This window comes from Mesorhizobium sp. B2-3-10 (genome assembly GCF_006442275.1).
Classification (GTDB): Bacteria; Pseudomonadota; Alphaproteobacteria; order Rhizobiales; family Rhizobiaceae; genus Mesorhizobium; species Mesorhizobium australicum.
The window spans coordinates 513,200-528,438 of sequence record NZ_VFVT01000003.1; the positions used below are offsets into that span (position 1 = coordinate 513,200).

Annotated in this window: 13 protein-coding genes and 1 pseudogene; 7 read left to right on the forward strand and 7 right to left on the reverse strand. The window is 63.1% G+C overall.

Features of this window, described 5'->3' with window-relative positions:
* Positions 1-156: 156 nt before the first annotated feature.
* Together FJ943_RS12200 and FJ943_RS12205 are read right to left on the reverse strand one after the other, a co-directional pair.
* Positions 157-1,287 (reverse strand): hypothetical protein, encoded by a 1,131-nt coding sequence (locus FJ943_RS12200; protein ID WP_140721760.1) that lies wholly within the window; start codon positions 1,285-1,287, stop codon positions 157-159.
* A gap of 6 nt (positions 1,288-1,293) precedes the next feature.
* Positions 1,294-1,728 carry a hypothetical protein gene (locus tag FJ943_RS12205; RefSeq protein ID WP_140617720.1) on the reverse strand — a complete coding sequence of 145 codons (435 nt, stop codon included), beginning with the start codon at positions 1,726-1,728 and terminating at the stop codon, positions 1,294-1,296.
* 883 nt (positions 1,729-2,611) lie between these two features.
* On the opposite strand from FJ943_RS12205, the gene FJ943_RS12210 reads away from it, so the two are divergent.
* Positions 2,612-3,550 (forward strand): diacylglycerol kinase family protein, encoded by a 939-nt coding sequence (locus tag FJ943_RS12210; RefSeq protein ID WP_015316133.1) that lies wholly within the window; start codon positions 2,612-2,614, stop codon positions 3,548-3,550.
* Between the two features lie 322 nt (positions 3,551-3,872).
* On the opposite strand, the gene FJ943_RS12215 is transcribed toward FJ943_RS12210, so the two are convergent.
* Genes FJ943_RS12215 through FJ943_RS12225 form a run of 3 tightly spaced genes read right to left on the reverse strand, consistent with a single transcriptional unit; the run spans position 3,873 to position 7,614 of the window.
* On the reverse strand, positions 3,873-4,790 hold the full coding sequence (locus tag FJ943_RS12215; protein WP_140721762.1) for an NAD(P)-dependent oxidoreductase: 918 nt from the start codon (positions 4,788-4,790) through the stop codon (positions 3,873-3,875).
* Complete coding sequence (locus tag FJ943_RS12220; protein WP_140721765.1) at positions 4,787-6,001, reverse strand: mandelate racemase/muconate lactonizing enzyme family protein; 1,215 nt, start codon at positions 5,999-6,001, stop codon at positions 4,787-4,789. The genes FJ943_RS12215 and FJ943_RS12220 overlap by 4 nt, the downstream gene beginning before the upstream one ends.
* A complete protein-coding gene (locus FJ943_RS12225) occupies positions 5,998-7,614 on the reverse strand; it encodes a GMC family oxidoreductase N-terminal domain-containing protein (RefSeq protein ID WP_140721956.1) in 1,617 nt (538 codons plus the stop codon). Before FJ943_RS12225 ends, FJ943_RS12220 begins: the two co-directional genes overlap by 4 nt.
* 257 nt (positions 7,615-7,871) lie before the next feature.
* On the opposite strand from FJ943_RS12225, the gene FJ943_RS12230 reads away from it, so the two are divergent.
* Complete coding sequence (locus tag FJ943_RS12230; protein WP_140721768.1) at positions 7,872-8,813, forward strand: phosphoribosylaminoimidazolesuccinocarboxamide synthase; 942 nt, start codon at positions 7,872-7,874, stop codon at positions 8,811-8,813.
* 205 nt (positions 8,814-9,018) lie between these two features.
* Positions 9,019-9,414 (forward strand): acyl-CoA thioesterase, encoded by a 396-nt coding sequence (locus FJ943_RS12235; RefSeq protein WP_013893544.1) that lies wholly within the window; start codon positions 9,019-9,021, stop codon positions 9,412-9,414.
* Positions 9,415-9,892: 478 nt separating this feature from the next.
* Here FJ943_RS12235 and FJ943_RS12245 read toward each other — a convergent pair whose 3' ends face one another.
* Positions 9,893-10,261, reverse strand: a complete 369-nt coding sequence (locus FJ943_RS12245; protein ID WP_023770230.1) for a helix-turn-helix domain-containing protein — start codon at positions 10,259-10,261, stop codon at positions 9,893-9,895.
* A gap of 90 nt (positions 10,262-10,351) precedes the next feature.
* On the opposite strand from FJ943_RS12245, the gene FJ943_RS12250 reads away from it, so the two are divergent.
* On the forward strand, positions 10,352-10,957 hold the full coding sequence (locus tag FJ943_RS12250; RefSeq protein ID WP_015316140.1) for an NADPH-dependent FMN reductase: 606 nt from the start codon (positions 10,352-10,354) through the stop codon (positions 10,955-10,957).
* A gap of 334 nt (positions 10,958-11,291) precedes the next feature.
* On the opposite strand, the gene FJ943_RS12255 is transcribed toward FJ943_RS12250, so the two are convergent.
* On the reverse strand, positions 11,292-11,813 hold the full coding sequence (locus FJ943_RS12255) for a hypothetical protein (RefSeq protein WP_181174539.1): 522 nt from the start codon (positions 11,811-11,813) through the stop codon (positions 11,292-11,294).
* Between the two features lie 74 nt (positions 11,814-11,887).
* On the opposite strand from FJ943_RS12255, the pseudogene FJ943_RS29930 reads away from it, so the two are divergent.
* The 3 genes and pseudogenes from FJ943_RS29930 to FJ943_RS12270 form a co-directional block, all read left to right on the forward strand.
* Positions 11,888-12,053, forward strand: a pseudogene (locus tag FJ943_RS29930) (CadC-family transcriptional regulator); the annotation flags it as partial.
* A 437-nt stretch (positions 12,054-12,490) separates the two neighbouring features.
* Positions 12,491-13,417 carry a DMT family transporter gene (locus FJ943_RS12265; RefSeq protein ID WP_140721774.1) on the forward strand — a complete coding sequence of 309 codons (927 nt, stop codon included), beginning with the start codon at positions 12,491-12,493 and terminating at the stop codon, positions 13,415-13,417.
* 323 nt (positions 13,418-13,740) lie between these two features.
* Positions 13,741-15,222, forward strand: coding sequence for a family 16 glycosylhydrolase (locus FJ943_RS12270; protein ID WP_140721777.1), 1,482 nt, complete (start codon positions 13,741-13,743; stop codon positions 15,220-15,222).
* Positions 15,223-15,239 lie beyond the last annotated feature (17 nt).

Sequence of the window (15,239 nt, forward strand, 5' to 3'; positions counted from 1 at the left end):
GTCCCTTCGAGATGCCCCCCGGCAGCCCAGTCAGGCATGTCGCGCCTTCAGGCCGACATGCGATCTTCCATTGCGCGCGAACAAGGCGGGATTTTGCCGCGATTGTGGAATGAGCATGACGGCTCGCCGATCCTGGCCAGGCGTGGCTGAAAAACCTCAGTAGTCGTAGACGTGTTCGAGCCTGGCGCCGGCCTTGATCAGCGACGGCAGCACCAGATGCAGCTTGCGCACGGCCACGACCATGCCGGTGCGGCGCGTCGAGGGCTCCGCCGGCAGCGGATAGCTGAAAAGGATGCGCATGCCTTCGGGAATGGCGATCGAATCGGTCGACAGCACCGTGACCATGATCTCGTCATTGCCGCCGATCTCGACAAAGGAGACACCCTTGTCGATCAGCCGCGGGATCATGTCGGTGAACACCTGGTAGCGCCTGGTGACGAAGACGGTGCCGTCCGCGCCGTAATCGCGTTCCAGCAAGGTGTCGGGCTCGTTGCGGGTGGCTTCGCCGACCGGCCCCCTGGCCCAGACATGGACATCGAGGAAGGCCGGGTCGGAGGTCGCGGCAAGCGCCTTGGTGATCAGGTCGGCATAGCCTTGCTTGATGGTGTCGGCGAGACCGAAGGCAAGCTTGCGTTCGCTGGTGCGGATGGAACTGTCACCAGGCGCCGGCTGCACCGCGAACAGCCCGGCGCGCTTCTCGGCATAAGGGAACTGGTACCACGGCACCTGATCGAGGAAAGAAGCATACTCCGCGGCCACCTTGGCCTGGTAGATGTCGGCCGCCGTGCGCTTGGCTGACGTCGCCTCGGTGATGCGACCGACCGTGTTCTCATAGGCCCATTGCAGGATATGCTCGATCGAATGGCTGGTGCCGATGATGACCAGCATCTGGTGGTTGGCGTAGTTGAACCTGTAGGGAGAACTGGCGCGGATCACCGTGGCATAGTCTTGCCAGAAGCGGCCGACATAGGACCAATAGGGAAAGCCGCTCGGCTGGTCCTTGGCGACGAAACCGGCATATTCGCGCGCGGCGTAGACGATCGCCCATTCCGGGTAGGTGAGGAAGGTCGACTCCTCCGGCCGCTGGTAGCCGAGGATTTCGGCGCGCACCTTGTCGGCCAGTGCCTTGGGCGGCGCGCCGTCGGCAATGCCTGGCAGCGGCGTCCTGTCGAGCGCCGGCGTCGTCAGGAAGCCATAGGCCAGCCCGGCGATCGGGATCAGGATGACGATGACGATCAGCCAGAGGATCGCCTTGACGATGCGCTTTATCAAGCGGAACAGGAACATGGCCCGTCAGGCCGTGGCGAAGTGGTCGTAGATGCGCTTCGACAGCCAGAAGCCGATATAGACGGCGATGCCGCCAATGACGATGTGCGGCAGGTTGGCGAAGAAGCGGGCAGGGAATTCGATGTCGTTGAGGGAGCGGAAGCCGTTGATGAAGATACCGGCATCGAGGCAGCCTGAGCCGGTGATCAGCCCGAGCACGCCGTCGAACAGGTAGACCGAGCCGAACAGCTTGAAATAGAACACCGCCTGGCGATGCGAGATGAAGGCGGCGGCCAACGCCCAGACGCCGGAGAAGGCGTGCAGCAGGTCGTCGTACCATTGCAATGAGAACAGGCCGAACAGATTGCCGTCTGCATCGTTGAAGGCCGGAATGTAGCCGATGGCCACGACGCCGAAGAACAAGAACGCGTAGGCGACTGCAAGCTTCTGGATCAGCGTCATGAAGTATCCCCCTTCTACGAGCCCATTTGTAAACGCTACTCTGCCAGCCGCCTGACGCGGTTTTCTGCGCTTCCGCGTTCTACTGCACCGCAGTAGAACTGTGCTCACGGACCCAAAGGTCCGCTGTGCTTCGGTTCTCGAAAACCACGCCATCCGACTCGGCAGAGCGCGTTTTCAAACGGGCTCTGACGACGTCGAACGTTAGCTGATTTTGCCGCCGGTTGCAGCCCCAACCGGAAACACCGTAAAAATTGCGTGGGAGAGCCAAAAGACAGTCGGCGCCGGGATTTCTCCCAGCGCCTCCCTGTCAGATCAGGACACGGTCGCGGCAGCAACTTCCGTAAAGTCGTCGCGCCATGCCGGCCTTGATTTTGACGGTCCTGCCAGAAGCCACCCGAGAGCAGCATCCGTTCCAGACCACGCCGGTCTTGGCCCTTGCGGGCTTTGCCCTGCGTGCCATCGAAGGTTTTTGCCGTCCTTCATGGCAGCATCGGTCCGCCGTCGGCGTTGGCACGCTTTCCGCGGCCCCGTAGGTCTCGGCTTCCGTCCCTTGAACAAGCAAGCCTGCTCTCGTTCCGGGCCGTACGGGCCTCAGGAAATCCGCCTTTCACTTCGCCTTTCGGCTTGATGATCGGTAGCCGCCTGAGATGGGTTCAACTTACGCCGGGTAAGGGGTTTGGGGAATGGCCGCGCCCCTGTGGATAGCGGGATTATCGGGGACCAAGGCCAGAAGCCAGGGAAGTTCAAGCGCGAAGGCCTTAGACAGCCTGCCCCGCGCTTTTTGGCGTCCATGGCCGAACGCGCCCTTGCTCCGCCGGCCGGTACGAGTTTGAATGCCGGCAAAGGATCGGGCATCCAGGTCCGGCGTCGGGGAGGGCGAAACTTGAAGGTCGGGGTGGTGCTCAATCCGATTGCCGGCGGCGGCCGGCTGAAACGGCATTGGCCTGACGTCGCCGCCGCGCTGAAAAAGCACTTCGGCGATTTCGAACTGCGCGAGACGCAGGCCGAAGGCGACGCCGAGCGGCTGGCGCTCGATCTCGCGGCAAACGGCTTCGACCTGGTGATCGCGGCCGGCGGCGACGGCACGGCGAGCGAGGTGGCCGACGGCTTGCTGCAGGCCCGCGAGGAGGGCGGCAGGACGACCGAGCTTGGCCTGCTGCCGTGCGGCACCGGCATCGACTTCGCGCGCGGGCTCGGCCTGCCGAAGGAGATCGGCGCGACGCTGGAACGGATTGCCGGGGCGAAGGCCAGGGCGGTCGATGCCGGCCGCATCTGCTATATCGACGACCATGGCGCGCTGGCCAGCCGCCACTTCATCAACATCGCCAGCCTTGGCCTGTCGGGCGCCACTGATCGCGCCGTCAATGCCGACAAGCGCAAGGGCAGGATGTCGGCCAAGGCGCTGTTCCTGTGGCGCACCGTGGTCGAGTTCATCCGCTACCGCTTCCAGGACGTGCGGATCACAGTCGACGACGGCACGCCGGTCGAGGCGCGCATGGCGCTGGTGGCGGTGGCCAATGGCAAATTCTTCGGCGGCGGCATGATGATCGCGCCCGATGCCGAACTGACCGATGGACGGTTCGACATCGTCATCCTGCGCGCGGCGGGCAAGCTGAAGCTGATCTGGGACATCCGCCTGCTCTATGGTGGGCGGCACCGCAACCATCCAGCGATCACCATCCTGCGCGGCAGGAAAGTGGTTGTCGAACCGCTCGGCGACGTCGAGAAGAATGGCGCGCTGGTCGACATAGACGGCGAGTCACCGGGGCGCATACCCGCCACCTTCGAGATCCTGCCTGGTGCGTTGCTGGTGAGATATTGAATCAAGGCACAGCCCGGCGGTGGAGCGTCTCAACGTCGTCATCCCAGGGCGAAGCAGGAGCGAAGCTCCGTCGCGGAGACACTGGGATCCATGCCGTGATATTGGCCGAAGAGTGCGGCGGAGCCGAAATCAGCACCGTTGCAGCGCCTTGATGTTACGGGATGGATCCTCGGGTCAAGCCCGAGGATGACGAAAGGAAGGGGTGTCTCCCGCCAATCGCCGAGCCATGCAGTCCGATCGAAACTCTCGCCCGAGAAACCGGTCGAGATGTTGCCGCTATGATTCTAGATGCTCGCCCAACATCTTGATTTTATTTGCTAGTTCATATTTCCAGCCTGGCCGGAAAGCCCGGCGCGCGCAGGTCGGTGCCGACGGTATCTTCAAGCAATTTGACGATCTGGGTCGACCAGGCATCGCCGCCATAAGCCGCCTTGCCTTGCTCGAAGATCGCGTTGACGCGCAACGCCAGATCGAGCGGCACGCCGGATTGTTCGGCCATGGTCAGCGCAAAGCCAAGGTCCTTCAGCGCAAGGTCCATGGTGAAGCCGATATCGTAGGAGCCGTTCAGCACCAACTGGCTTTCGGTCTCGTGGACGAAGCTGTTGCCTGAAGACGCGACGATGGCGTGGTAGGATTGCGCGAGGTCGAGCCCGCCTTGCTTGGCCAGCATCAGCGCCTCGCCGGCGGCGACCAGATGGATGAAGGCCAGCATGTTGGTGATAACCTTGATCACCGCCGCCGAGCCGATCGGGCCCATCAGGAACGACTTGGCGCACATCGCTTCGATGGCCGGGCGGTGACGCTCGTAGAGGGGGGCGTCGCCGCCGACCAGCGCGGTGATCTTGCCGGCCGCCGCCAGATGCACACCGCCGGTGACCGGGCATTCCAGCGTCTCGATCCCCTTGGCCGAGGCGAGGGCGGCCAGCCGCAAAATCTCGTCGCGGCCGTTGGTCGACATCTCGATCCAGGTGCCGCCCCTGGGCAGCCCTTCCAGCAATCCGCCCGGGCCGCCCAGCACCGCCTCGCTGACTTTTGGCGAAGGCAGGCACGTGATGGCATTGCCGGCCCGCGCCGCGGCTTCGGCCGGGCTATTGGCGGCCGTCGCGCCGAGCGCGACAAGGCGCTCGACGGCGGCGGGGTCGCGGTCGACGACGGTGACGTCAAAGCCGTTGCGGATCAGGCTGGCGGCAAGATTGCCGCCGAGATGGCCAAGGCCGATGAAGGCGTAGCTTTCGCTCACGGCATCAGCGGCGTCTGCATCATCTGCAGATGCAGGTCCTTGCCGGTGTAGGGATGGGCGTCGCAGACCGCCTCGTTCAGCTCGACGCCGAGGCCCGGCTCCTTCGACGGGATGACATTGCCGTCCTGCCATTCGATCTTCTTCTTCAACAGCGTGGCGTGGAAACCGTCCCACTGCTTCAGCGATTCCAGGATCAGGAAGTTGGGCAGCGTCACCGCGAGCTGGATGTTGGCGGCACCGACGATCGGCCCGCAATAGCAGTGCGGCGCGACCTGGATGTGATAGGCCTCGGCCATGGCCGCGATCTTCTTGGTTTCCAGAATGCCGCCGGAGCGGCCGAGGTCCGGCTGCAGGATGGTGGCGGCGCGGTTCTCGATGACACGGGCGAATTCGGATCTGGTCGTCAGCCGCTCGCCGGTGGCGATCGGGATCGAAGTCGCGCGGGCGACCTGCGCCATCACTTCGGGCATGTCGGGCGGCACCGGCTCCTCGAACCACAGCGGATCATAAGGCTCGATGGCGCGCGCCATGCGCAGCGCGCCCGATGCCGTGAACTGGCCGTGCGTGCCGAACAGGATATCGGCGCGGGTGCCGACCGCCTCGCGGATCGCCTTGATCATGCGGGTCGAGACATCGATGTCGACGAGGCGCGGCTGATGGCCGTCGAAGGCGGTGTAGGGGCCGGCCGGGTCGAGCTTGACGGCATTGAACCCCTGCTCGACATATTCGAGCGCGCAGGCCGCCGCCATCTCCGGGTCGTTATAGACATTCCTGCCATCCGGCGCGTCCTCGGAATGGACGCTGCCGGTGTGCGGATAGAGATAGGTGTAGGAGCGCAGCGTCTCGTGCACCTGGCCGCCAAGGAGCTTGTAGACCGGCTTGTTGGCTTCCTTGCCGACGATGTCCCAACAAGCCATTTCGAGTGCGGAAAAACAGCCCATGCCGGTCACGTCGGGGCGCTGGGTGAAGCCGGAGGAATAGGCGCGGCGGAAGAAGTTCTCGATGTCGTGCGGATCGTGGCCGATCAGATAGCGCTCGGCCATGTCCTCGACGAGCTTGGCCGTGACATGGGCGGAGAAGGTGGCGTTGTAGGCCTCGCCATAGCCGACCACGCCGCCATCGGTGGTGAGCTTGACGAAGATGAAATACTTGCCGCCGATGCCGGGTGGCGGGTTGCCGACAACCCAGGTCTTGACGTCGGTGATCTTCATGTGTGGTCCTCCAGAACCAGTTCGGCGCCCTTCCACCCGGTCATGACAGAGGCGGCGTTGGTGTTGCCGGTGATGTTGTCGGGAAAGATCGAGGCGTCGATGATGCGCAAGCTTTCGAGCCCGTGCACCTTGAGGCGCGGATCGACGACGGAGCGCGAGGGATCGGGTCCCATGCGGCAGGTCGAGACCGGGTGATAGACGGTGCCGGAGCGTTTCCTGAAATCGGTGATCAGGTCGGCGTCGGACCGGATCGACGGACCGGGCAGCACCTCTTCGGCGATGATCTCGGCCATGGCGGGCATCGAGGCGATCTTGCGCACGAATTTCACCGCCGACAGCATTTCGTCGACATCGGCATTGGTGGAATAGGCGTTGGCGACGATCTTGGGATAATCGAGCGGATTGCTGGAGCGGATCATGATCTCGCCGCGGCTCGATGGCCGGCAGTTGGACAGGCCGATGGAGAAGCCCGGCCACGGATCCGGCGTCAGGATCGGCCGCTCGCCGTTCTTCGGGATGAGGGTCGAGAAGGCCTGGAAATAGAGCTGCATGTTGGGGCGCGAGAAGGCCGGATCGGTGCGGAAGAAGCCGCCGCCATGGTTCATCGACAGCGACAGCGGCCCGGAGCGGGTCAGGATGTACTGCATGCCGACCAAAAGCTTGCCCCACCAGGGACGCAGGATCTGGTTCAGCGTCGGCAGCTTGCCCTTGAAGGTGTAGTTGATGCCGACATGGTCCTGCAGATTGGCGCCGACATTCTCGTTGGCATGCACGACCGGGATGCCCAAGCCTTCAAGCAGCGCCGCCGGACCCACCCCGGAGAGCTGCATGAGCTGCGGCGAGTTGATCGAACCCGCGGACAGGATGATTTCGCGGCCGGCGCGGGCCGTCCTGGTCTGACCGTTCTGCAAATACTCGACGCCGACGGCGCGCTTGCCTTCGAACAAGACGCGGCTTGCCAGCGCGTTGGTCTCCACGCGCACATTGGCGCGCTTCATCGCCGGGCGCAGGAAGGCACGGGCGGCCGACATGCGCCGGCCGTTCTTGGTCGAGATCTGGTAGATGCCGACGCCTTCCTGGGCAGCACCATTGAAATCGGGGTTGAGCGGCAGACCGGCCTGCTGGCCTGCGGTGAGATAGCGCTTCGTCAGCGGGTGGACGGCATCGGTGGTGTCGCTGATGTGCAGGGGACCGCCGCTGCCGCGCCATGCGTCGGCGCCGGCTTCATTGTCCTCGAGCGCCTTGAAGGCCGGCAACAGATCGTCATAGCCCCAGCCGGGATTGCCGGCGGCGCGCCAGTCATCGAAGTCTTCGCGGGCGCCTCTGATCCAGACCATGGCGTTGATCGAGCTCGACCCGCCAAGCAGCTTGCCGCGCGGCCAGTGGTCGACATTGCCGCCGAGGCCGGGATCCGGCTCGGTCTTGTAGTTCCAGTTCACCGTGGGATCGAAGAAGGTCTTGCCGTAGCCGAGCGGCATCTGCACGTAGAAGCGCCGGTCGCTGCCGCCGGCTTCCAGCACCAGCACCGAGAAGCGGCCCGAAGCCGACAGTTTGTCGGCCAGAACCGAGCCGGCCGAGCCGGAGCCGACGATGATGAAGTCATAGGTCTGCATGATGAAAATGGCGGCTCCGGAAATCTGGCGCAGCCTAGACGCCATGGGTTCGCCGCGTCGCCGCGCCTTCCGGCATCGGTTGTGAAAAAAGCGACTGGTATACCGGCCGGCTTTCGGGGAATGCCGACAATCGCGCTTGATATGCATGGGGTCGACGGACTATGCGGATAGCATCATTTCGGCATGATTTTTTCCGATAAGTCTGCAACTTTTCGGAATCATGCCCCTGGCCACTCCGCGCAAAGGCAGGAGAACCCATGCGTGTCCTGTCGGATGCTTTCATTCCCGAACTGCCGGGCTATTACAAAGGCAAGGTCCGCGAGAATTACGACCTGGCCGACGGCAGGCGTATCATCATCGCCACCGACCGTCTCAGCGCCTTCGACATCATTCTGACCTCGATCCCGTTCAAGGGAGAGATCCTCACCCGGACGGCGCGGTACTGGTTCGAGGAAACCGCCGACATCTGCCCGAACCATGTGCTGGAATATCCCGACCCCAACGTCGTCGTCGGCACAAGGCTCGACATACTGCCGGTCGAGATCGTCGTGCGCGGCTATCTGGCGGGGACCACCAGCACCTCGATCCTGACCCGCTACCGACGCGGCGAACGGGACATGTATGGAATGCGCCTGCCAGACGGCCTGCGCGACAATGAGAGGCTGGCCGAACCGGTCATCACGCCGACCAGCAAGGCGGCCGACGGCGGCCATGACGAGCCGCTGTCCAGGGCCGAGATCCTGGAGCAGGGCCTGCTCACGCAGGAGCAGTGGGACACGGTTTCGGATTATGCCTTGAAGCTGTTCGCCCGCGGCCAGGCGCGCGCAGCCGAACGCGGCCTGATCCTGGCCGACACGAAATACGAATTCGGGACAGACAAGGACGGGACGATCATTCTCGCCGACGAAATCCACACGCCCGACAGCAGCCGGTACTGGATCGCGGCGAGCTACCAACAGGCGCTGGCTGATGGCACGCGGCCGGAGAGCTTCGACAAGGATTTCATCCGCTCATGGGTGACGGCGCGCTGCGATCCCTACAAGGACCCGATCCCGAGGATTCCGGACGAGATCGTCGAACAGGCCTCTGGGGTGTATGCCCAGGCTTACGAGGCGATCACCGGCAAGGCATTCGTTCCCGACATTTCCGGGGATACGGTTCTCGACCGCATCCGCGCTAACCTTGCACGTTATTTCTGAGAGGTGCGATCTCCAGGAACCGCGTTCCTCGGCGATTGGAGGAAACCCTCCCTGACACCCGAAGCCGCTGAAAATCAGGCACAACCGGGCGAATGCAGGGTTAGCCTATGGCCTTGGGGCGAGGAAACAGCAGCCGCCGCGCGTTGACCTATTCCCGTAGCGGCGATACGGGATCGATGACCATCACTGCTTGAGGATTCTGCCCATGGTGCAGTACGCGGACGGACGGCCGATCGGAGACCTGACGCTGCGCACCCTGGCCATGCCTTCGGACGCCAATGCCGCAGGCGACATTTTCGGCGGCTGGGTGATGGCGCAGATGGATCTTGCCTGCGGCATCCGCGCCGCCGAGCGCGCCAGGGGCCGCGTGGTGACGGCGGCGGTCAAGGAAATGTCCTTCGCCAAGCCGATGAAGATCGGCGACACGCTGTGCATCTACACCCATGTCGAACGCGTCGGCCGCACCTCGATGACGCTCAAGGTCGAGGCCTGGGCGCAGCGCTACCTTTCCGACCTGATGGAAAAGGTGACGCACGCCGATTTCGTCATGGTGGCGCTCGACGGCGAGGGCAAGCCGAAGGCGGTTCCGGCCGAGAGCTGATTCGATACCCGCCAAGCCGGGGGCATTTGTAACATCGCCCGAGCGAAGCGATGCGTTCAGCGACATGCTGCCGTTGCCTTCCACGCGCAATTCTCCCGGGCACCGGAGGAAGACAATGCGTCAACACCTGTTGAACGGCTGGCTTGCGGCGGCTCTCGTGGCCCTTGTCTGCCTGCTCGGCATAACCGCTTACGCCGAAGTCAAACAGGACCTTGGGCGCACCGCCTGCCTGCATGACGCGACGGATGCGAAGCAGCGAACAGCGACGTGCACGATCTGCAGCCAGACGCCTTGCTTGGCGCGAAGGGCCTGACTGGCTGCCGTTGGGATATGGGTTACCGTCGAGAGAGGCCGGGCGCGTTGGGCCGGCATCGAGCGCCATGGAGTATTTCCAAGTCGCTTTCAGGGAACCGTGACTTCGCCTGGGCAGCTAGTGCCGCTCAGTGCAGGGTCCCGGATTCCTTGCCGCGCATGGGCTTCAGGCATGCATGTCGTCGAACCTGGCGCGTGCCGACTGGACACGCTGGGTGTTCTTGCGTGCCCATTCGCCGAGCGCGCCGACCGGCACCAGCAACTCGTGACCGAGCTCGGTCAGCTCGTAATCGACGCGCGGCGGAATGGTCGGAAATACCTTGCGCGTGACGAAGCCGTCGCGCTCCAGGCCGCGCAAGGTGGTGGTCAGCATCTTCTGGGAGATGCCGCCGACGGCGGCGCGCAATTCGTTGAAACGCAGCGGTCCGCCGCCCAGCTTGCCGACCACGAGCACGGTCCATTTGTCGCCGACGCGCTGCAGGATTTCCGACACGGCGCGGCAGTCCTCGGTGTTATGCGGGTGCCTCAGTAACAAAAACGTGCCTCCTTGCGCATCAAATTGTCAGTATCACATATAGCGCCGGTATCCAAACGATACCAAAAATTCCCGCAAGGAGAGCCCCTTATGTCCAAGCCCAAAATCGCCATTGTCATCGGTTCGACGCGCGCCGCCCGCTTCGCCGACGTGCCGACGCAGTGGATCGCCAAGATCGCCAAGGCACATGCCGACATTGATGTCGAAATTGTCGATCTGCGCGACTTTCCGCTGCCCTTCTTCGATGAGGTCGCGTCCTCCGCCTGGGCGCCGTCGCAGAACGAAGTCGCACAACGCTGGCAGAAGAAGGTCGCCGGATTCGATGGCTTCATCTTCACCGCCGCCGAATACAATCACGGCCCGACGGCCGTGCTGAAGAATGCGATCGACTACGCCGCCAACGAGTGGAACAAGAAGCCGGCCGGCTTTGTCGGCTATGGCAGCGTCGGTGGCGCCCGCGCCGTCGAACAGCTTCGTCTCCACGCCGTCGAATTGCAGATGGCGCCGGTCAAGTCCGCAGTCCATATCGCCTGGGGCGATTTCCTCGCCGTGCGCCAAGGCGAGAAGAAGCTCGAAGATCTCGAGCACCTGAACCAGGCCGCCACCGCGCTGGTCAACGACGTCGCCTGGTGGGCCAAGGTGCTGAAGGCCGCTCGCGCCGCCGATGCCGTCGCCGGAGAAGCCCAGGCGGCCTGATCCGCCGGATCGGATTGTCCTCCCAAGGGATATGGGGCGGCGCTTGCGTCGCCCTTTTTTCGCGTTCCTGCAAGGAGTTGCGGCTGCGCGAAAGATCTGCATGCAACGCCGCGCCGCCCCTCAGCGCCTCGCAAGCAGGTGAGAGTGCCGCAGACACAGCGCTCTTGCGAAGGCGCCCGTCCCGGGAGCCACGTGCTCGTCCTTTGCCCGAAGAGGGCGGCTCGACCGGCAAGGTCGTGCTGATGCCTCAGTTTCCGAAGGTGCTCGTCGGCAGACTGCCACCTCAAAGGGCGGTCGTCGGTCCAGGTCGGGTCGGCTCCGAATATCGAACGGCTCAAATACCCGCGATCGCGAAAAGCCAGGCCAGGATGTCGAACAACAGAAGGACCAGCGCAATCTGCAATGCCACCCGAAGCCGCTGGATAATGCGCCAGTTGCTGACCATGTCCGCCTTGATGCGAAGGGCGAGCGCGCGCTGCATGGCCGACATGTTTGCCGGCCGGTCGCCGTCGACATATTGATGGAGCAGCTCTTCTGGGTCGAAGCGGAACGTGTATTTGTGGTAGGGCCAAAGCAAGAAGACGATCAGCCCGCCGATGACGAACAGCAGAACCACCGCGATCCAGTCCCAAAGCCCAAGCCCGTCGGAAAGCGCCCTTCCGCCAAGCAGCGAGTTGGCGAACGCAGTGGCGAAGATGAGGCTGCCGGCGCGGGCGTTCATGTTCTCGACGAGGTTCTGCTGGTGATTGAGGCCTCTCACCGCCTCCTGATAAATGAAGGCAAGGCGGGGATCGCCGTGGGCAAGGTCGCTCGCGACTGCTGTGTTGCTGTCTGCTCTACTGGCAGATTCGTTCATAAGGGTGCTCTATAACGCGCCAGTGCTGCGTCATCCTAACTCAAATCTCTTGCCACCAAAACGTTGGCCGTACAGGACAGCTCCTCGACTCTTCCACCGGCCTCCATTTATGGGCCGACTGTTTTTGGCGGCACTCTGGCGGAGATCTTTGATCTCCAGGATCAGATCGCCTCAAACGTAGTCGGCGCAATCACGCCGAAGGTCGAGGAGGCTGAAATCGAAGGTGCCAAGCGTAAACCGAGATCTTTGCGCTCGCAGCCGAACTACGCGAGCGCGATGCGTGTCGCGATGGCAAGTCATGCCTTGGCGGGACAGCTTTCTGAAGCGGAGAAGATGCGCGCCTGCGCGAACTCGATCCCACATTGCGGCTTTCGGACCTCGCGGAGGTGCTGCCCCGTTTCAACGGGTGGAAGACCGCGACAACTATATCGAGGGCCTTCGGAAGGCGGACTTGCCAGAATAGCGCAAAAGCCGGTCCGTCATGCCATGGCCGAAACTCGATGCTCAGATATCCGCTTTCGCGGTCACGCGCCGCTAGACAAGCCGGCAATGGTTGGCGGGCTCGCTGCGAGCTTTCCCAGCCATTCCACAAGTCGCCATGGTTGGACCGCCATATCGGCGGGGCTGCCATCTGGCCCCGCCGGTCCGCCCTGATATATCCGGCTGCGATCCGTCACATGAGGGGCCTCGTGAAGTCATCCAGCCTGGCAGGCGCCGTTTCTCCCATGATCCCGGTGCTTGTCTGCGCGCTTGGCATCTTCCTGCTGTCGGGGATGGACGCGGCGATGAAGGTCCTGGTCCTTGCCGTCGGCGTCTACAACACGGTGCTGTGGCGCAGCATGCTCGCGACCGTGGCTGCCGGCGCCGGCTGGTCGGCGGGACCGCGCACGCTGCCCACGCCTTCCGTGCTCAGGCTGCATGCGCTGCGTGCCGCGGTCGTCGGCTTTGTCCTGCTGTCCTTCTTCTGGGGGCTTGCCCGGCTGCCGCTGGCGGAGGCGATCGGGCTCAGTTTCGTGGCGCCGCTGTTCGCCCTGCTGCTGGCGGCGTTGCTGCTCGGCGAACGCATACAGCGTCAGGCGATCTGGGCTTCGCTGGCCGGCATTGCGGGCGTCGCAATCATCGTCGGTGGACAGTTCGGGCAGACAAGCCATGCCAGGGATGCCTTGCTCGGCACGGCGGCGGTGCTGGTGTCGACGGTGTTCTATGCCTACAATCTGATCCTTGCGCGGCAGCAGGCGCTGGTGGCCAAGCCGATCGAGATCATGCTGTTCCAGAACCTTTGCGTGGCGGTCTTCCTTGGTCTCGCGTCACCCTGGCTGGCCATTACCCTGCCGCGCGAGCTCTGGCTTCCGCTCGCCGGCGTGACGGCGCTGTCGCTCGCCGGCCAATTCCTGATGAGCTGGGCCTATGCGCGGGCGGAAGCGCAGTATCTGATCCCGACGGAATACTCCGCCTTCATCTGGGCGATCGCACTTGGCTTCCTCTTCTTCGACGAGGCGGTGACCTGGACCACGCTGGCGGGAGCGGGTCTCATCGTCACCAGTTGCCTGATCGCGGCACGCTCAAATCCCAGGCTTGCCGAGCCGATCGAAGCCGCTCTCTGATGGCCTAAGCTTCCCGCCCACCATGCGCCGAGGAGGGAGGCTGATGGGCTCGGAGGGGTAGCCGTCATCTAAGTAGATCATTCATCTAAGTAGATCCTTTGCAATTTCTAGTTTATACACCATTTTACTAAATATCTTTGCTTAGGCGCCGCTCTTTTCCCGGACAATAAGTATATGTCTTCCGAAAGATCGATGTTATGGTGGGTTGTGTAATGATTCCCCGGAACGAAATCGTTCCTTTCAGCATTGATCCGACGTGGCCATCCGGAAGTCCGTAAGCGAACGGTTCGAGGCGGCCATGCCTCACGAGGAGGATGTATCCGATGAGCTTCTTCGTCAATGCCGTGGGTGTTCCTCTTCCCTATAGCGGTACGTCCAACCACTGGTTCTCGGCGCCTGGGGCCGGGCCCGACTTGTATGGCAGCGCGGGAAATGACTCGTTTTACGGAGCGGGCAATCTCAACGTCACCATGCATGGCGGCACGGGCGATGACATCTATTACCTCTATGGGGCGGGCAACAAGGTGGCCGAGGGCGCCGGGGCAGGCATCGACACGATCAGCACGTGGATGAGCTACAAGCTCCCCGCCAATGTCGAGAACCTCATCGTCACAAACCCCAACAACTACGCTTTCGGAAACGGCTTGGACAACATCATCACCGCCAAGGCTGGGCACCAGACGCTGGACGGCGGCGCGGGAAACGATGTTCTGATCGATGGCGGCGGTGGCTACGACACGTTCGTCATCTCGAAAGGCAACGGCAGCGACCTGATCGCCAATTTCGCCGCCACCGACACCGTCCGCCTCAATGGCTATGGTTTCACGTCGTTCGATGCCGTTCACTCGAACCTGATCCAGGCGGGATCGAACGTGCTGCTGAACCTCGGATCCGGCGAGATCCTCGAGTTCAAGGACACGACCATCGACAAGCTGCAGCCCAACCAGTTCGAATTGCCGATCGACATGTCCGGCATGAAGCTGTCCTTCAGCGACGATTTCAACGCGCTCAATCTTCACAACGCTCAGGGCGGCACGTGGGATACCAACTTCTCATGGGGAGCGCCGAACGGCAGCACATTGACCAGCAATGGCGAGCTGCAATGGTACATCGACGCCAATTACGGGCCGACGAGTTCCGTCCACCCGTTCAGCGTGAATAACGGCGTGCTCACCATCACCGCCGCGCAGGCACCGGCCGACATCAAGCCCCTGATCAACAACTACGAATACACGTCAGGTATCCTCAATACGCACGGCACCTTCTCACAAACCTACGGCTATTTCGAAATGCGCGCCGACCTGCCCGAGAACGCCGGCGCCTGGCCCGCCTTCTGGCTGCTGCCGGCAGACGGCTCGTGGCCGCCGGAACTGGATGTGGTGGAAACGCGCGGGCAGGACCCGAACTCGTTGATCATGACGGCGCATTCGAATGAAACGGGAACCCACACCAAGGTGACGTCGACGGTAAACACCATGGATACCGCCGGCTTCCACACCTATGGGCTGCTGTGGACGCCGGACAAGCTCGTCTGGACTTATGACGGTGTCCAGGTCGCGGAAGCGGCGACGCCATCCGATATGCACAAGCCCATGTACATGCTGGCCGATCTCGCGGTCGGCGGTCTTGCCGGCGCGCCTCCCGATCATCTGGCGACGCCTGCCGAGATGAAGATCGACTATATCCGCGCCTATACGCTGGACAACGCGCCGGCGAGCGCTTTGCACACCACCACCAGCACCGCCACGCATAGCATCGCCAGCAGCACGCTGCACGGCGGTTCCGAATTCGGGGGCCACGCGTAAGGGCCGGGATCATGCAG